The 16,358-nt window shown below is 55.0% G+C and carries 18 protein-coding genes; 11 read left to right on the plus strand and 7 right to left on the minus strand.

The genetic code is table 11. The features are described from left to right. Positions 1–4: 4 nt before the first annotated feature. The 5 genes from QQ91_RS15055 to QQ91_RS15075 all read right to left on the minus strand — a co-directional run bounded on the left by QQ91_RS15055 (position 5) and on the right by QQ91_RS15075 (position 4,979). Positions 5–1,087 (minus strand): nucleotidyltransferase domain-containing protein, encoded by a 1,083-nt coding sequence (locus QQ91_RS15055; protein WP_166275788.1) that lies wholly within the window; start codon positions 1,085–1,087, stop codon positions 5–7. 109 nt (positions 1,088–1,196) lie between these two features. Next, a complete protein-coding gene (locus tag QQ91_RS15060) occupies positions 1,197–1,868 on the minus strand; it encodes a PHP domain-containing protein (protein ID WP_166275790.1) in 672 nt (223 codons plus the stop codon). 110 nt (positions 1,869–1,978) lie between these two features. After that, entirely contained in the window at positions 1,979–2,386 is a 408-nt protein-coding gene (locus QQ91_RS15065) for an SH3 domain-containing protein (protein ID WP_166275792.1), read from the minus strand. Between the two features lie 8 nt (positions 2,387–2,394). Further along, a complete protein-coding gene (locus tag QQ91_RS15070; RefSeq protein WP_166275794.1) occupies positions 2,395–3,912 on the minus strand; it encodes a Ycf46 family AAA ATPase in 1,518 nt (505 codons plus the stop codon). Positions 3,913–3,983: 71 nt separating this feature from the next. Beyond that, positions 3,984–4,979 carry a zinc-dependent alcohol dehydrogenase family protein gene (locus QQ91_RS15075; RefSeq protein ID WP_166275796.1) on the minus strand — a complete coding sequence of 332 codons (996 nt, stop codon included), beginning with the start codon at positions 4,977–4,979 and terminating at the stop codon, positions 3,984–3,986. 184 nt (positions 4,980–5,163) lie between these two features. Here QQ91_RS15075 and QQ91_RS15080 point away from each other — a divergent pair, with 184 nt between their 5' ends. Then, entirely contained in the window at positions 5,164–5,397 is a 234-nt protein-coding gene (locus tag QQ91_RS15080; RefSeq protein ID WP_166275798.1) for a hypothetical protein, read from the plus strand. A gap of 111 nt (positions 5,398–5,508) precedes the next feature. On the opposite strand, the gene QQ91_RS15085 is transcribed toward QQ91_RS15080, so the two are convergent. Beyond that, entirely contained in the window at positions 5,509–6,252 is a 744-nt protein-coding gene (locus tag QQ91_RS15085) for a 5'-methylthioadenosine/S-adenosylhomocysteine nucleosidase family protein (protein ID WP_166275800.1), read from the minus strand. Positions 6,253–6,454: 202 nt separating this feature from the next. Between QQ91_RS15085 and QQ91_RS15090 the strand changes: the two genes are divergently transcribed. From QQ91_RS15090 to QQ91_RS15125, 8 genes are all read left to right on the plus strand, one after another. Then, positions 6,455–7,516: a phytoene/squalene synthase family protein gene (locus tag QQ91_RS15090; RefSeq protein ID WP_166275802.1), complete on the plus strand. Its 1,062-nt coding sequence runs from the start codon at positions 6,455–6,457 to the stop codon at positions 7,514–7,516. 81 nt (positions 7,517–7,597) lie between these two features. Further along, on the plus strand, positions 7,598–8,464 hold the full coding sequence (locus QQ91_RS15095; protein WP_166275804.1) for an ion transporter: 867 nt from the start codon (positions 7,598–7,600) through the stop codon (positions 8,462–8,464). Positions 8,465–8,581: 117 nt separating this feature from the next. Further along, positions 8,582–9,238 carry a DUF2834 domain-containing protein gene (locus QQ91_RS15100; RefSeq protein ID WP_166275951.1) on the plus strand — a complete coding sequence of 219 codons (657 nt, stop codon included), beginning with the start codon at positions 8,582–8,584 and terminating at the stop codon, positions 9,236–9,238. Continuing rightward, positions 9,235–10,599 carry a cobyrinic acid a,c-diamide synthase CobB gene (locus QQ91_RS15105; protein WP_166275806.1) on the plus strand — a complete coding sequence of 455 codons (1,365 nt, stop codon included), beginning with the start codon at positions 9,235–9,237 and terminating at the stop codon, positions 10,597–10,599. Before QQ91_RS15100 ends, QQ91_RS15105 begins: the two co-directional genes overlap by 4 nt. Positions 10,600–10,749: 150 nt before the next feature. Next, a complete protein-coding gene (locus QQ91_RS15110; protein WP_166275953.1) occupies positions 10,750–11,154 on the plus strand; it encodes a pre-16S rRNA-processing nuclease YqgF in 405 nt (134 codons plus the stop codon). Next, a complete protein-coding gene (locus QQ91_RS15115; RefSeq protein ID WP_166275808.1) occupies positions 11,151–11,711 on the plus strand; it encodes an Npun_F5749 family FMN-dependent PPOX-type flavoprotein in 561 nt (186 codons plus the stop codon). The genes QQ91_RS15110 and QQ91_RS15115 overlap by 4 nt, the downstream gene beginning before the upstream one ends. Positions 11,712–11,817: 106 nt before the next feature. After that, on the plus strand, positions 11,818–13,050 hold the full coding sequence (gene purT, locus QQ91_RS15120; RefSeq protein ID WP_166275810.1) for a formate-dependent phosphoribosylglycinamide formyltransferase: 1,233 nt from the start codon (positions 11,818–11,820) through the stop codon (positions 13,048–13,050). Between the two features lie 120 nt (positions 13,051–13,170). Next, complete coding sequence (locus QQ91_RS15125; RefSeq protein WP_166275812.1) at positions 13,171–14,037, plus strand: fructosamine kinase family protein; 867 nt, start codon at positions 13,171–13,173, stop codon at positions 14,035–14,037. A 295-nt stretch (positions 14,038–14,332) separates the two neighbouring features. Here QQ91_RS15125 and QQ91_RS15130 read toward each other — a convergent pair whose 3' ends face one another. After that, positions 14,333–14,569, minus strand: a complete 237-nt coding sequence (locus tag QQ91_RS15130; protein WP_166275814.1) for a hypothetical protein — start codon at positions 14,567–14,569, stop codon at positions 14,333–14,335. 160 nt (positions 14,570–14,729) lie between these two features. On the opposite strand from QQ91_RS15130, the gene QQ91_RS15135 reads away from it, so the two are divergent. Together QQ91_RS15135 and larE are read left to right on the plus strand one after the other, a co-directional pair. Continuing rightward, a complete protein-coding gene (locus QQ91_RS15135; RefSeq protein ID WP_166275816.1) occupies positions 14,730–15,401 on the plus strand; it encodes a Fe2+-dependent dioxygenase in 672 nt (223 codons plus the stop codon). A 139-nt stretch (positions 15,402–15,540) separates the two neighbouring features. Beyond that, positions 15,541–16,347: an ATP-dependent sacrificial sulfur transferase LarE gene (larE, locus tag QQ91_RS15140; protein WP_166275818.1), complete on the plus strand. Its 807-nt coding sequence runs from the start codon at positions 15,541–15,543 to the stop codon at positions 16,345–16,347. Positions 16,348–16,358 lie beyond the last annotated feature (11 nt).

Raw genomic sequence — 16,358 nt, forward strand, 5'->3', positions numbered from 1 at the left:
CCCGTCACGTTCGGATCCGCTGATTCAGGGCCAACCGATCTCGAGCGGTAAATTTTCCGATTCGATACAGATATCGGGCACAGTTGGAGAAGGACTCCAGGGCCTGCATGTTAAAGCGATGCCAGCGAAGGGAGGCCTTCAAGTCCACCTTGAGTTCGAGCACCTGCTTGACCAGGGTATCGTCATCCACCTCATAGGTTATTCCAGAGGCAATGAGCGCCTGCACTGACTGCGGGAATGATGCATCGAGCAGGCGATGGGCCAGGTAGAGACTCTGAAGCAGCGTCCGTTGGCAGCCCCAGGCCTGAGCATGGGCTAAAACCCTGGGCCACTCTAAGGAGGGCTGGCCTACGAGTTGGGCAATGTCCATGAGTCGAACCAGCGATCGCCAATAGTCCTTCGCCGCATCGACACACAGAGCCAGCAGATGACATTCAGGAGAGAGGGTCAGAATAGACTGACCTAAAATGCCGACCGGCTGCAAAGAATCCAACAGATCGGGGGTCGGAACCTCGATGAAGCAGGCTGCAGGAGTGAGGGCATAGTGCAAATCAATCACCAGACGGGTCTGGGGGGCAGCAAACTGAGATTGACGATAGTAGCTGGGATCATTGAGGTAGTTGGCCACCATGCCAATGCGGGTCAGGTGGGCGGAAACAGCCGCGAAGTCCGTCTCTAACACCAAGAAGTCCAAATCCGCAAAATAGCGCCTTGTGGGATTGGAGTAGGCCACCTGGGCCAGAATCGGGCCCTTAAATGGCACCATTTGCAATCCCTGGCGCTGCATATACTGCACCAGTTCAACCATGGATTGGGTCAGCAGCAGGTTAGATCGCATCGAGCGCTGCAGAGAATCATGGAGCGAATCCAGGAGCGGTGGCGGAATCTGGGCCTTAAAATATCGGCGGAGATTTTCCAGGATCAGCGGCACCAGCTTGCGCGTTTTGGCAATAGTGACCAAAAAGTCCCAGTCCAGATTCCCCTCCACCAAAGGGGTGATCTGCTGAACCTGCGCGGGACTCAGGTCAGCCCGACAGAGCGCAATGAGCAACGTCAGCTCTGGAACTGTAATCGGAAAAGCATTCACCGTTGATTCAGAAGGTATTCAGGTCTTCGTTATCTAACCGGCCAGCGGAATCCATCTATCAGGATCTCCTCCAAAGGCGCCCCTCCAAAGGCGCCGAAATCGCGCCGGGTCAACGACGCCGGGTAATATCCAAGCCATGGGTATCGGTCCCGCAGGTGTTCAGCAGGCTGTAGCGATCGCCCAGGGCCTTGACCGCCTTGGTTTGTTTTGGGCTGGGTTCCCAGGGGTGATCGCTCCCATAGCAGTAGTAAGTTTCCACGCCATCGATCCTCAGATCCGCCGCCGCCGCCACCAAGACCGCTGCACTTTTTTTGTAGCGAGCCGGATGAGCCAGGACGGCAATGCCGCCGGCACTATGGATAGCTTGGATCACGGCCTCTGCCGATCGCAACGCCCCCTGAACAGCGTCTCCCTGGAGATAGGGCCGCAGATCCCCATGGGCAGGGTCAAAGGCATAGCCCAAAATATGTACGTCCACAGCCAATAAGTCGGCCGTAATTTCCACCCCGGACCAGATCTGCGGATAGGAAGGCAGGCACCTGTGCGCTTGCTGCCATTCCACAACTCTCAAGTAAGCCTCTACGGAATGATGGTCTGTAATGGCAAGCCCCTTCAACCCAAGGTGGATAGCCTGTTCATAGAGCCTGAGCGGATCGCACTGGCCATCGGAGTGGAGGGTATGCAGGTGAAAGTTGTAAAAACTGGGACAGCTTTGCCCATCTAGCTGCTGGAAAACCCTAAATAAGTCCTGTTTCGTCTGAGTGATTGACAATAATTCCATGGATCAATCCGTTTAGGGCCGAGCGAGATCTGACACAGAGACATCCCACCCAATATATCTCATTCATCTCCATCGCCCAGGGCCAACCGGCCCCTCCTTCTGACAAGGGACTACTGCACTTTTTGGGTGTTACCTCGGGCCACCCAGCCCTGCTGCCCAGTGGCTTCAATAAGCACCTTTTCCCACTGCTCATCCTCAGACCGCTCAAGCACCCGCACCGTTTCTTCAAATTGAATGGTGGTAATTGCTGGGGCTGAGGCCTCGGGCAACTCTCGCAAAATCAACCCATCCGGGTAGATCACCAGGGCCACATAGCTTGAATCAGATGATCCCGTCACCTCTCCCGGTGCCGTAATGCTGTTGTCCGGAGGTTTGACCTCTGGAAACTCTGGTTTCGGCGGAGACGTAGAAAGCCTGAGGAAGTAGAGATAGCCAACTCCAACAATGACGCTCAGAACCACTAAGAGTCCAAGAACAAGTCCAATGGAGAACTGGGTAAAGGTGACTTTTCGCTTCATTTAAGGACTTAGTCCGGCTGTTGCATTTGGCGCTGAATTCGCCAACTCAGTGTACTATGCCGAGACGCTAAACGAGCTTTGCCGGAATTAGCCCAATCCTGCAGCATTTGCACCTGGTCCTGGGCAGTGCGGGCTAAGGGGATAATCTGACTGGCTGATTCAAGGATGTCATCGGTGGTGAAATCCCGATTTTGACTAAAGCCCAGATGCATGGCCTCAATCAGGCTTTGCTCAATTTCAGCTCCTGAAAAATCAGGGGTTTCAGCCGCTAGACGCTCAATATCGTAGGCCTGGAGGTTGTGGGGCCGCAGTCGCTGGATCTGCACCTCAAAAATTTCCTGGCGCTCTTGCTGGGTTGGCAGTCCCACAAAGAAAATCTCGTCAAAGCGGCCCTTGCGCAAAATTTCCGGGGGCAAGCGCTGAATATTATTGGCCGTCGCCACAACGAAAACGGGGGATGTTTTTTCCGCAAGCCAGGTAATGAAGGTTCCAAAGACGCGGCTGCTGGTGCCGGCATCACCACGACCTTCAAATCCAGCAAAGGCTTTGTCAATCTCATCAATCCAGAGTACGCAGGGTGCTAGCGCTTCCGCAAGCTGGATCATCTGTCGGGTTCGAGATTCCGACTCCCCCACCAAGCCAGCAAACAAACGGCCCACATCCAGCCGGAGCAGGGGAAGATGCCAGTGGTGGGCAATGGCCTTGGCCGTCAAGGATTTTCCGGTGCCCTGAATGCCGACCAGCAACAGCCCCCGGGGATGGGGCAAGCCGTACTGCCTAGCCTGCTCTGAAAAGGCTCCGCCGCGTCGCAGCAGCCAGTCCTTGAGCTGATCTAGACCCCCAATATCAGACATGTTCTCCTGGGTCGGAAAAAAGTCCAAAATTTGAGTTTGGCGAATAGACTGTTGCTTTTCCTCCAGGATGAGATCGACATCCTCGGCGCTCACTTGGCCCTGGGTGGCGATCGCCCGAGCCAACACCCGACGAATTCGCTCCAAGGAAAGTCCCTGGCAAGCGCGCACCAGTTCATTGAGAGCTTGGGGCGTCAGGGAACTGCCCGTGGACTGCTGCAGCCGGGTCAGCTCTGCCTGAATATCCTCATAGCCAGGGAGGGGAAAATCAACCACGTGGATGACTTCGGATAGGCCGGCAGGAATATGAAGATCGGGGGCAAGAATCACAATATTTTGCGGTTTCGCCTTGAGTGCTCGTCCCAAGTTACGGAGCTTACGAGCCACCGCCACATCGTCTAAAAATCGGTGGAAATCCCGCAGCACAAAAATCGCCGCCCCAGACACTCGGTCTAAAAACTCCAGGGCCTGGAGAGGATTGCGTTTGCCCACCCCCAGGTCATTGGGATTGCCCTGGTAGCCGTCGACAAAATCCCAGTAGTAGACCAGGCGGTTGTTCAGGTGCTGGGCGCAAACTGCGATCGCCTGCTCCACCCGCTCCTCTTCCTGGGTGGGAATATAAATCAAGGGGTAGCGCGCCCGGAGCAGAAGATTAAACTCTTGATTAAAACCCATGATTTTGGTCTGCTATTTCGTTTAATGTATTGCAGGTTAACCCCATTGACACAGAACGCCCCGCTGGCGCCTCAGGGAATCAGCACCACTTTACCGGTCATGCCCCCGCGCTCTAAGAATTCATGGGCGTCTGCAGCCGCTGCCAGGGGAAAGGTTTTGTGGACATGAACCTGCAGCACCTGGTCTTCAAACCACGTTTTACAGCGCTTGAGAATTTCCACTTGATGCTGCTGGGCAGCAGCCATGCCCTGCAGCATGGGCGTAAGCATTAACTCATAGCTCAAGGTTAAATTTTTCGTTCTTGCCGTGGACCAGGCGGTATCGCTAGCCGGAGCCAGCAGGGTAACCACTCGGCCGTAGGGACGCGCCAATTCAAAGCATTGGGAGAGCGAGGCGCCCCCAAGGGTATCCAAGGCCACATCCACCCCGACCCCCTCGGTCCAATCCCGCACTGCCTCCTCCACCGACTCGATGGGATATTGGATTACCTGATCCGCACCCCATTCCCGCGCGAGTCGCGCCTTTTGCGGGGTGCTGACCGTGGTGCAAACCCGCGCCCCGCGCTGTTTGGCTAGTTGAATGGCCACATGGCCCACGCCCCCACTCCCCCCCTGCACAAAAACCGTGTGGTCAGGCTGAATTTGGGCGCGGTCGTAGAGCGCCTCCCAGGCCGTAATCAAAACCAGCGGAGCAGCAGCAGCCTGGACAAAGTCTAAATTTTGGGGTTTGGGCGCCACGTACTGGGCCTCCAAAACCGTCAAGTCACAGTAGGTGCCAGGAATGTCCCCAAGCCCCCCTCTGCAAAAGTACACCTCGTCCCCGATCTGAAAGTGAGTGACCTCAGAGCCCAATTCAACCACCACTCCAGACCCGTCACAGCCCAGAATCGCCGGCATTTGATCCGGGTAAAAGGTGCCCCGCGATCGCAGTTTGGTATCAATCGGATTGACGCCCGCCGCCTTAATCTGGATTTTCAGCTGATGGGGCTGTTGGATCTGAGGATCCGGGTAAGACTGGTAGCTCAGAGTCGTTGGATCCCCCGGACGCTGAAGGAGAACTGCTTTCATTAACCGCTGTCATAGTCATGGAAGTTGTGACTTTCTGAGAATAGCTCAATGCTGTAGTAATCCTGCGCTTTCACGGACTAATCTTGCTTTTCTGTAACTTTTGTATCAACAGTGTCCACGCAAAAATTGCTAGGGATACACTAGGCAAAAAGCAAATCTAAAAAAAATCTTAAGGAGGTAATCCGTGACGCCAAGCTTGATGCGTCAGCTCTGGTCGCTCGTGGACTCATCCCAGTCTGAATGGCTCCAGGATCTTGATGATCAGCATCTTGAAAACTGGTTGGTTTCTCAAATGGAATCTCGAACGCAGACCCTTGACGCGATCTCCATGGACGACCAAGCGCTTCGCCACTATATCCAAAATCACCTGCTGCTGATTAGAGAGCTTGCGGATTATTCAATGTCCCCCGTGTTCTAATTCCCCTGGGTGATCAGGGAGCGCTGATCCAAATTTTCAGCGCTTTCATGATTACCAGTGAGAATTAGACCCTGGATTCCACAGGTTAGGATCAACGGCTGTTTGTCTCCCCTAGGCTCCAAGAGAGGAACGCACGTTAGCAGACTGTAGCTGAAATGCCATGACCTCCAGGACAGCAAGAGCCTTGAGAGATCCACGGATGAGGCGGAGGGCTCCTAAGGGCTGCTTTAGAAATTGTCCGGCGAGCTTTGAAGGGCGCAGGTTGCCTTGGGCATCAAACGCATGGTTCAAGTCCGGCACATCCCCCCTGGCATTATCACTGACAACGCGAACCATACCCACTTCATATCCCTGATCCCGTAAGCAAGTGAGGGCAACGACCCCCTCCATATCCACCACATCGGCAGCATGGGTTTGAGCAAGCTGCTGCTTTTGCGCGGCCCGGGAAATTACGCGATCGCAGGTCACCCCCGTGACGATCGTCACACGATCGCCCAGAATATTGCTTAGAGTAGAGAAGAGCTGCGTGGAGCAGGGGATCTCGGCTGAAATCTGCGATCGCGTTCCGTCGAGACAATGTTCATACAGAACCGCTTGTCCAACTGGCAATGAAGATTGCAAACCTCCACACAGCCCCATCAGAATCACAGTTGGACGATGATCATCGCAGTTCACAGACATGGATGCCATCCACGTTTGCATAAATCGCCCCACTGGACCAGGTCCCACCGGCAAGGCAACTATTTTGATTGCTTGAGAGTCAGAGAAAGTTGCCAGGGCACGTTCCACTCCCCGTTGAACAGCCTTAAACTCTTCCCCCTTGGGAACCAGAATCACATCGATTGGTTGGCACATTCCCGTTGATGACTGACACATCGATCACAAAACACTTTCTAAAGTGACATATTCCAAGCCAGCAGAACAGCACCCACACCCTATGATTGGACGGGGAATGCCGTGAGTTTTGGTCTTTTCTTCGAAGGATTATGACAGATTCACCGTCCTTGGCTAGATGTCGTGGAGCATTCTGTGTGGTGTTGAGCAGGAGAGAAAAAAGATGGTACAGATTGCGTTAGAAACGCAGCGAACCCCAAGACAAATTGAACAGTTTTGCCAGGACATTCTGCCGCAAGTCTCCCGAACCTTTGCCCTGAGCATCCGATTTTTGCCTGGAAACTTGGGGAAAGCCGTGCTTTGCGGCTATTTATTGGCTCGAATTGCCGATACCATCGAAGACGATCCGCTAGCCTCAATTCAGGCCAAAACCCATCTGCTTGAAGAATTTTTACATTGCTTTGATGACCCGGTGCTTGCCGATCGCTATGCTCAGCTGGCAACGGGGGTTTCTGGGGAACAGGCCCACCTCAAGCTCGTACACAATACCGACCAAGTTTTTGCCCTTTACCGAAGCTTGACACCCCAATCTCAAAAGACCCTGCGCCATTGGCTCTTTGAAATGATCCGGGGGATGCAAAAGTTCGTCGCCCTCTATCCCAAGGGTCTGCGTGTCCAAACCCTGGAGGAGTACAAAGAATACTGTTACTACGTTGCCGGCACTGTCGGTTTCCTGTTAACAGATCTGTGGTACGAACATTCTCCCAGCGTGGATGAAGAACTCTATCTGAAGCTCCGTAAAACCTGTGCAGAGTTTGGAGAAGCCCTGCAAACGGTGAATATCCTCAAAGATATTGCCTGGGATGCTAGGGAGGAAAATGCCATTTACATCCCAGAAGCATCCCTGAGAGAGGAGGGGAGCAGCCAGGCACAGTTGCTCAACGCCGACTACCTGCAGCAGAACCACCGAGCTATTCAGTCCCTGGTCAAGCTAGCCTGGACCGACCTGGAACTGGCCACCCAGTATCTGGAGGCCATTCCAAAATCTGCGGTTGCCATTCGGCTATTCTGCATTCTGCCCTTGATTTTTGCCTACGCCACCCTGCGCGATATTACCGAAACCGACGCCATGCTGCGGGAAGGAGGGAATGTCAAAATCTCCCGCGCAGAGGTGAAATCGCTGATCCTGTTTGCACCACTTACGGTGGTCAGTAACCACAGCATTCGCTGGTTAGTCGATCGCGTTCGCACCCATCCCTTTCTATTGGGAAAGCCCGCGACCTGAGTAGTCTCTCAGATCCCTCCTCCTGGCGCCATTCACAAGCTTTCCTCCTAAAAGCGCTGATAGGGCAAGTGAATTTCCAAGATGTCAGACCTTTCCTCCCCGCCTTCGCCAGAGGGTCAAAGCCTGCGAGAGAAAGTCGCCTTTTACCTAGAGGTGGACAATAGCCCGATTGGGCTTGGGATTGACCTGGGCATCTTGGGTTTAATTTTGTTGTTCAGCCTGTCCTTCGTGCTGAACACATTTTCTTTGCCTTCTCCATGGCAACAGGGATTAGACTGGCTCAATGGCGCCATTCTTTGCTTGTTCACCCTGGAATACGGCCTGAGGCTATGGAGCGCAGAAAACCGACTGCGCTACTTATTCAGTCCCTTTGCACTGATTGATTTAATGGCCATTTTACCCCTCTGGTTAGGGGTCCTCGATGGACGACTGATTCGTATCTTTCGCTGGTTTCGCCTGCTGCGGTTTGCTCGATTTCTTCAGAAAAAACAGCGGCTGACCCGTTTTTTCTCGCCCAATACGGTGCTTTTTGCCCGGACCTTGTTCACACTCTTTTCAATTATTTTTATTTACGCTGGGTTTATCTACCAGGCAGAGCACTTGCTCAATCCAGAACAGTTTGCAACCTTTCTAGACAGCTTTTACTTTTCGGTGGTGACCATGACCACCGTCGGATTTGGGGATATCACCCCCATCTCGCAGGCGGGGCGATTGTTTACGGTGTTGATGATTTTAACGGGGGTTGCCCTGGTTCCCTGGCAGCTAGGGGAACTGATTCGCCAGCTTTTTCGTTCGCCGCCCCCTAGCGCAGCCCTGTGTCCGCAGTGCGGTCCCAAAATCAGGCATGATGGGGATGCTCGCTACTGCAAGCGCTGTGGCACAGCCCTGAGAATCCAGGAGCAAACCACGCGGGAGCGGGATTCAAGCCCCGTGCAGGCTCGCAACTGATCGCCCGAGGCACAGATCGCCCGAGGCACAGATCGCCTAGGGCGCAGATAAGTTTTGTTGATGCGGAAAGAAACGCTAGGATTTTGAGATGTAGGGTGCCGGAGTGAATCGTTTGTGATGCAACCTAAGGCTATTTTTCTGGCATTCTGGCTGTTTTTTCTGGTCTATGCCTTTGTATTGGCCCCATCCATGCAGCCCGATACCCTGGCTTTAATTCAGGCCCTCGCCACCGGCCACTGGGATCGGGTTAATCCCTGGATCCTCTGTCTGTTTAATGCCATGGGGCTTTGGCCCCTGGTCTACGGGGCACTCATGATCGTGGATGGACGGGGGCAAAAAATCCCGGCCTGGCCGTTTGTGGTGGCGTCCTTTGGCGTGGGGGCCTTTGCGATTCTTCCCTACCTGGGGATCAGGCAGTCCAATCCCAGTTTTTCCGGAGAGGTGAGGGGGCCACTACGGTTCTGGGAGTCCCGCTGGCTCGGGGGGACGCTACTTCTGGGGATGATTTTGCTGCTGGGGATAGCCGTGACCACCGGGGATTGGCCTGGGTTTGTGGCTCGGTTTGAGAGCGATCGCTTTATTCACGTGATGGGGCTGGACTTTTGCCTGCTCAGTCTTTGTAGTCCGGTCCTCATCACCGAGGATTTGGCCAGACGGACCACCGCCCAATCTGCCTTATTCTGGCTAGCCTTTTTACCAGGGTTGGGGCCGTTACTCTATCTTTGCTGGCGGCCTCCCTTACCCACCTCGGGTTTGGAGGAAAAAGCGCCATGACGGTTATCATTGCAGGGGAACGCAGCGGCGTAGGCAAAACCACCATCACGCTGGCCCTATTGGCTGGCCTAGAGCGCCGCGGCCTGAGGGTGCAATCCTTTAAGGTTGGCCCCGACTATATTGACCCCATGTTTCACACTGCGGTCACCCAACGTCCCTGCCGCACCCTAGATCCGGTACTGACCTCTGAGGCCTACGTTCAGGACTGCGTGGCTCGGCACCTTGCCGATTGTTCCTATGGCCTGATCGAGGGGGTGATGGGGCTGTTTGATGGGGCACTGGGCGATCGCGACTGGGCCAGTACAGCCCAGATTGCGAAGTTGCTCAACCTGCCAGTGGTGCTGGTCATCGATTGCGGTAAGCTATCGCGGTCGGTGGCAGCCCTGGTGCATGGATACCGAACCTTTGATCCGGAGTTAACCCTGGCAGGGGTGATTCTCAATCACGTCAGCAGTCATCGCCATCAGGAATTGCTCAAGCAGGCCCTTGCCCCTCTGGGAGTTCCTATCCTGGGGATACTGGGTCGCCATGAACCGGTGCAGATCCCCGATCGCTATCTGGGATTGGTCCCGACAGAAGAACTCCAACAGTTTGCCGCAATTCAGTCTCAGCTTGCTGACCTCGGCGACCGCTGCCTAGACTGGTTGCAGCTTTTGCCCCTGCTCAAGACGAACCCCTGCCCCGTCAAGATCAGCCCGCCGCCTAAAGCAGCCAAGGGGCATGTTCGCATTGCGATTGCCCGCGATTCGGCCTTTAATTTTTACTACCCGGAGAATCTTGAGGCGCTACAGGCAGCGGGCGCCGAGCTGATATTTTGGAGTCCCCTGAGCGATCCCCTCCCCGATCAAATCCATGGTTTAGTCTTTGGCGGCGGCTTTCCGGAGCTGTTTGCAGCGCCGCTCGCGGCCAATCAATTGGCCCGCAGTGGGGTGCTTGCCGCCATCCGCCGGGGAGTGCCCACCTATGCCGAATGTGGCGGGCTGATGTATCTTTGTCATGCCTTGACCCCCTTTGAAGGTGAGTCCTTCCCCATGGTGGGGGCCATTCCCAATGAGGTCCAGATGCAAAAAAAGCTGAGCCTAGGCTACCGGCAAATTCAGCCCACGGCCCAGGCCTGGCTGGTTCAACCTGGGGACACCCTCATTGGACACGAGTTTCACCACTCTCAAATGCTGATCCAGCATTCGCAGCCCCTCTACCAGGTTTGGAGCGTCAGCCAACCCTATTTAGAGTCCTGGGGAGAGGGCTGGGGCGATGCAAACCTTCAGGCCTCCTACGTTCATCTTCACTGGGGCGCACATCCTGAAATTGCAGCGCGATTTGTGCACAGGTGTTGCCAATGGCGAGATTCCCGTGACTAAATTCTTTACACTGTAGAACAAGAATCCGGAACGATAGAGTTGCTGGCTAATAGAGCCGCTGGCCCTCAGATTTTTTGCCATTTTGGTTTTCTACCCTTTTACCGCTGATCCTTCATGTCCCGTCCGACCGTTCAAACTACTCAGCAGCCCATGATCCTAGGGTTTGATCCCGGCCGTGACAAGTGCGGGGTCGCCGTCATGGGCGTGGATCGTCAAATTCGGTTTCAAGAGGTGATTGCGGCTGACCAAGTGTCCCAAACCCTTGTGGATCTGTGCAATCGCTTTCCCATTTCTGCGCTGGTCATTGGCAATCAAACAACTTCCAAACAGTGGCAGCAACAGCTTCGCCAAACCTGTCCCCAGGACTTGAAGGTGCTGACCATTGATGAGCGCAACAGCACTGTGGAAGCCCGCGATCGCTATTGGGACCTCTACCCGCCCAAAGGTCTGCAGCGCCTGATCCCCCAGGGCATGCGTCTCCCTCCGCGCCCCATTGACGATATCGTTGCTGTTATTTTAATCGAACGTTACTTTAACCAACTGGTGTCACCGTGACTCCGCTGCCCCCCTGGCGATCGCCGCTGGCCAGAGCACTGCATCGCAACCGATCTTTGCCCCACCTGCGGTTTGTGCAATTGGCAACCGTAGATTTCCAGGGGCGTCCCCACAATCGGACCGTGGTCTACCGAGGACTAGTGGAGGAGACCCACCAGATGCAGTTTGTCACGGACCGGCGGAGCGAAAAAATTGATCATCTGCTCCACAACCCCTGGGTAGAGGTGTGCTGGTATTTTACCAAGACCCGCGAACAGATCCGCTTTCGAGGGACCATGCAGATCATCCAGATCGCCTCAGCCCTCCGGCAGACGGCCTGGGAACGTCTTTCTCCCCAGGCCAAGGCACAATTTTGCTGGCCTGCACCTGGAGCGCTGCGATCGCCGGATTCTTCCCTTGAAGCCCCCCCTATCCTGCCGCACCCCCCGGACACCTTTTGTCTGCTGCTGCTGAGCGTTGAGCAAGTGGACCACCTGGAGCTGCGCGGAGAGCCACAGAATCGCTGGATTCATCACCAGGTGGCCGGACAGTGGCAAACTCAGGCTGTCAATCCCTAGACCCCAAGAAATCTGAGCCGATCTTGTGATCCCGAACCCCGGTAGGATAGGGAGCGGCAATGTCTTTTAGCCCTGCTCACGGCCTGCGATAGATTGGTGGCAACCCATGGACCTCATTTCACCCCGCTGCTCCCCCCTATGGGGGACGCCCCTGCAACCTCAAGCCAAGCGAATCCTGCTCCTGGGATCTGGCGAACTCGGCCGGGAAGTGGCACTGGAAGCCATGCGGTTAGGCGTTGAGGTCATTGCTGTGGATGCCTATGCTGAGGCGCCAGCTATGCAAATTGCCCATCGTGCCCATGTGATCCCCATGTTGGAGGGACAGGCGCTACGCAGGGTCGTCCTGGAGGAAAAGCCAGATTATATTGTGCCGGAGGTGGAAGCGATCGATACGAACATGCTTCTACAGCTGGAATCTGAGGGCTGGCGGGTGGTGCCTACGGCCCAGGCAACCCGTCTGACCATGAATCGGGAAGGCATTCGTCGGCTTGCAGCGGAGGATTTGGGCCTTAAAACGTCTCCCTACCGATTTGCCTCCACCCTGGCGGACTACCAACGGGCCATCGCTGCAGTTGGATTTCCCTGCGTAGTGAAGCCCATCATGAGTTCCTCAGGAAAGGGTCAAAGCACCGTTCGCTGCCCAGCGGAGATCCAAGCCGCTTGGGATTACGCCCAGTGCGGAGGACGGGCCCAAAATCAGCCGGTCATCGTAGAGGGCTTTGTCGCCTTTGACTGTGAAATCACCCTGCTGACCGTTCGGGCCGTTGATGGCACCCACTTTTGCCCACCGGTGGGCCATGTACAGGTGGCAGGAGACTATCGTGAATCCTGGCAGCCCTGCAATCTATCTGAATCGACCCGGCAGACCTGTGAGGCGATCGCCGAAACCATCACGGCTGCCCTGGGGGGCTGGGGCCTGTTTGGCGTGGAGCTGTTCATCCAAAACCACGGCCCAGGAGAGCCCACGGTGTACTTTAGCGAAGTGAGCCCCCGACCCCACGATACCGGCATGGTGACCATGGTGAGCCAAAACATGTCGGAGTTTGAGCTTCACGTGCGGGCAATGTTAGGCCTACCCGTGGGACAAATTGAGCTGTTGCAGCCAGGAGCCTCCGCAGTGATTCTGGCCCCTGGCCCAGGGATGTCACCCTGCTATAGCGGGATTTCCCAGGCCCTTCAGGTGCCCACCAGTAAGCTGCGACTTTTTGGAAAGCCTACCTGTCGCAACAATCGTCGCATGGGTGTGGCACTGGCCTTGGGGCAATCCGTGCAAGAGGCCCGCGATCGCGCCAAGATGGCAGCAGCAGCGGTCACAGTTCACCCCGGATCAGCGCAATAGAACGCCAAGCGGACCCAAATCGCCCCAGGCATCTTGCCCTTGAGGGGCCAGCCAGGCAGGGTGGTCAGGATCCCTATAATTTCTACAGCAATAACTTCTACAGCAATAATTTCTACAGCCATGTGGCAAGAGATCTCAGCCCAGCTTAGTTCTGTCCTGGGCCAACCCATTCAAATTGAGACCTGGCGGAGCGTCGGCGGTGGCAGTATCAACCAGGCCTATTGGGTCAAAGCAGACCACCAGGAGTTTTTTATCAAACTCAACGATGCCGCGAAGGGAGCCATGTTTGAAGCGGAAGCCTTGGGCCTGCAGGAAATCCTTCAGACTTCCACAATTCGGGTGCCGCAGCCCCTTTGCTGGGGCAATGCCCCTCCCCACAGCTACATCGCTCTAGAGTGGATTCCCCTGGGATCGGGCAATCAACAGGGATGGTATCAACTGGGTCAAAACCTGGCAAAACTGCACCGGGTTTCTAGCGCGCGGGGATTCGGCTGGTGTCGAGACAATACCATTGGAGAAACCCCCCAGAAAAATCCTTGGACAGATCGCTGGGTGGATTTTTTTCGCCGGGAGCGGCTTGGATACCAACTGAGGCTGGCTCAAAAACGGGGAGCTAATTTCCCAGGTGCAGAGGCACTACTCGCCGCCTTAGACAGCTTGCTCAACCACGATCCCCAGCCCTCCCTGGTGCATGGAGATCTCTGGTCTGGGAATGCGGGCTTTAGCCAGGAAGGAGATCCCTTGATTTTTGACCCAGCCCCCTACTACGGCGATCGAGAAGTGGATCTGGCAATGACCGAACTATTTGGGGGATTTCCTGCGGCATTTTACCAGGGATATCAAGCGGAAGATCCTGTCGGTGAGGGGTATGCACAGCGAAGGCCCATTTATAACCTTTACCATGTGCTCAATCACTTTAATCTGTTTGGCGGGAGCTATCAGGCCCAAGCTCGGCAAATGATTCAGACCCTCGTCAGCGCGCTCTAGTTTCAAAGTTGCCTTGCGCAACCGTGACCGATCTTAAATGCTTTCCAGATTCAGGCTTTCAAGGCTGAAGACCTTCAACCCTGTGGCAACCAATAAAGCCAAGGGTGATTCCCTGGACGGCATTCCAATGATTGGGCCTGAGGGCCATCGAACCGGCATGGATCCATCTATTAAGATCCAAACCACCAAGGTCTGCAAGGAGACTTTTCATCCCCCCCGCAGACCCTGGCGTCCACTCATTTTTCAGCTTAAAAGGCTAGCTTAAAAGGCTAAGGTGAAGGGCCTTGCGGCCAATTTAACCCTCACCACCTTCGCCGCCCTCCTCGGTGGCGGGGGATTCTTCGGTCGCAGGAGATTCTTCGGTCGCAGGAGACTCTTCGGTGGTCGGCGTTTCGGGGGTCACCTCCTCCGTGGGTGTGGTGGTGTCTGTTCCCTCTGTACCATCGGTTTCAGAGGCCGAATCACAGGCAGTTATCGTCGCGGCTAGACCCAAGGCCAAAAATAATTGAACGGTTTTAGATGTGAATTTCATAAGTCATGCTCCTCAATTAGCTCAGCCTCGTAAGAGGCGAGAATAACGATTTATTCTACATCCTCCTGCCTAAATCTGGGACTTCGAAAGTGCAGTTTTTCTGCCAAAATGGGAATCAACTTTTTGGATTCACGGACCCGAATAAGGGTGCAGGCTAAACGTGTTGATTGTCATTCCCAATGTCCTGTCCCCAGGCGCGCTTGAGGACATCCATGATGTCCTAAACCCAGAGGACTTAATAGATGGTCGAACCACCGCAGGCTGGCATGCCAAGCAGGTCAAGGCCAACCGCCAGTTGAGTCCAAAAGCGCCCTATGGTCAAAAGATCAAAGACATCGTGCAAACTGCCCTCTGGTCTAATCCCCTCTTTCAGTGCGCTGTTCAGCCTCGGGCCATCCATACGCTCCTCTTTAGCTACTACGATTCGGGAATGACCTACGGTAGTCACGTGGACAATGCATTTATGGGTCAGGGAGAGCAACGAAGGCGCGCCGATGTCTCCTTCACGATTTTCCTGAGTCATCGAGAGTCCTATCAGGGAGGCGAGCTGATTTTGGAGCAGTCCGATGGCGATCGCCCCTATAAGCTCGACGCCGGGTCTGCGATTGTCTATCCCTCTTCCACATTGCATCAGGTGGCACCGGTCCAATCTGGAATCCGCTGGGCCAGTGTGGGATGGGTGCAAAGCTTAGTGCGTAATCCCGCCCATCGAGAACTCTTATTTGACCTGGACACGGCGCGACGATCTATCTTTCAAAGTCAAGGCAAGACTCTGGAGTTTGATTTAATCTCAAAAAGCCACGCCAATCTGTTAAGGGAATGGTCTGATTAATTTTTCCTTGCCTTGGATCTGGCGAGGAACTTGAGCCCTCTATCCCAGGCAACCTTCTATCTCAGGCCACCCTAGGAACGGGATAAAATTCAAGGGGAACGTTCCCAATCATGACGATCAATGGGCAATGATGGAATCGATGCTGTCAAGTCAACTTCAACAACTTCGGTCTGTGCTTCGGGAACTGGATCGGGCCTTAATTGCCTATTCCGGTGGTGTTGATAGCGCTTTGGTTGCCAAGGTTGCCTATGATGTGCTGGGCGATCGCGCCCTAGCGGTAACGGCCGAATCTCCTTCCCTGCCTGCGGAGGACTTGGAAGCGGCCAAGGTTCAGGCCCAGCACATTGGCATTGCCCACCGCATTGTACAGACCCATGAGCTAGAAAACCCAAGCTACAGCACGAACCCGGTAAATCGCTGTTACTTTTGCAAGAGCGAACTATACGATACCCTCAAGCCCCTTGGCCTAGACTGGGGGTATCCCTACGTCATTGATGGGGTCAATGCCGACGATCTTCAAGACTATCGCCCCGGCATTCAAGCCGCAAAGGAGCGGGGAACGCGATCGCCGCTGGCGGAAGTGGGCATGACCAAACTGGAGGTGCGCGCCCTGTCCCAAAGTTTGGGACTTCCCTGGTGGAATAAGCCAGCCCAACCCTGTCTCAGCTCTCGCTTTCCCTATGGCGAGTCCATTACCCCAGAAAAACTGCAGCAGGTGGCCCAGGCAGAACGCTACCTCAAACAGAGGGGCTACTCAATTTTGCGCGTGCGATCCGATGGAGGGACGGCCCGGATCGAGTTACCGCCCCAGGACATCCCCCACTTTTTAAGCACAATCTCCCGGACGGAGTTGGTGGCAACCTTTAAGGCTCTGGGATTTCTCTATGTCACCCTAGACCTGGAGGGATTTCGAAGCGGCAAGTTAAATCAAGGGCTCTCGCCCTGAGACCAGAGCCG

The organism is Lyngbya confervoides BDU141951, from assembly GCF_000817775.3.
GTDB classification, from domain to species: Bacteria; Cyanobacteriota; Cyanobacteriia; order Thermosynechococcales; family Thermosynechococcaceae; genus Lyngbya; species Lyngbya confervoides.

What these genes read in the sequence shown, in the direction of transcription:
- QQ91_RS15060 (WP_166275790.1), bottom strand. Translation starts at nt 1,868, where the DNA reads ATGGAATTATTGTCAATCACTCAGACGAAACAGGACTTATTTAGGGTT.
- QQ91_RS15065 (WP_166275792.1), bottom strand. Translation starts at nt 2,386, where the DNA reads ATGAAGCGAAAAGTCACCTTTACCCAGTTCTCCATTGGACTTGTTCTT.
- QQ91_RS15070 (WP_166275794.1), bottom strand. Translation starts at nt 3,912, where the DNA reads ATGGGTTTTAATCAAGAGTTTAATCTTCTGCTCCGGGCGCGCTACCCC.
- QQ91_RS15075 (WP_166275796.1), bottom strand. Translation starts at nt 4,979, where the DNA reads ATGAAAGCAGTTCTCCTTCAGCGTCCGGGGGATCCAACGACTCTGAGC.
- QQ91_RS15085 (WP_166275800.1), bottom strand. Translation starts at nt 6,252, where the DNA reads ATGTGCCAACCAATCGATGTGATTCTGGTTCCCAAGGGGGAAGAGTTT.
- QQ91_RS15090 (WP_166275802.1), top strand. Translation starts at nt 6,455, where the DNA reads ATGGTACAGATTGCGTTAGAAACGCAGCGAACCCCAAGACAAATTGAA.
- QQ91_RS15095 (WP_166275804.1), top strand. Translation starts at nt 7,598, where the DNA reads ATGTCAGACCTTTCCTCCCCGCCTTCGCCAGAGGGTCAAAGCCTGCGA.
- QQ91_RS15100 (WP_166275951.1), top strand. Translation starts at nt 8,582, where the DNA reads ATGCAACCTAAGGCTATTTTTCTGGCATTCTGGCTGTTTTTTCTGGTC.
- QQ91_RS15105 (WP_166275806.1), top strand. Translation starts at nt 9,235, where the DNA reads ATGACGGTTATCATTGCAGGGGAACGCAGCGGCGTAGGCAAAACCACC.
- QQ91_RS15110 (WP_166275953.1), top strand. Translation starts at nt 10,750, where the DNA reads ATGATCCTAGGGTTTGATCCCGGCCGTGACAAGTGCGGGGTCGCCGTC.
- purT (WP_166275810.1), top strand. Translation starts at nt 11,818, where the DNA reads ATGGACCTCATTTCACCCCGCTGCTCCCCCCTATGGGGGACGCCCCTG.
- QQ91_RS15125 (WP_166275812.1), top strand. Translation starts at nt 13,171, where the DNA reads ATGTGGCAAGAGATCTCAGCCCAGCTTAGTTCTGTCCTGGGCCAACCC.
- QQ91_RS15130 (WP_166275814.1), bottom strand. Translation starts at nt 14,569, where the DNA reads ATGAAATTCACATCTAAAACCGTTCAATTATTTTTGGCCTTGGGTCTA.
- larE (WP_166275818.1), top strand. Translation starts at nt 15,541, where the DNA reads ATGCTGTCAAGTCAACTTCAACAACTTCGGTCTGTGCTTCGGGAACTG.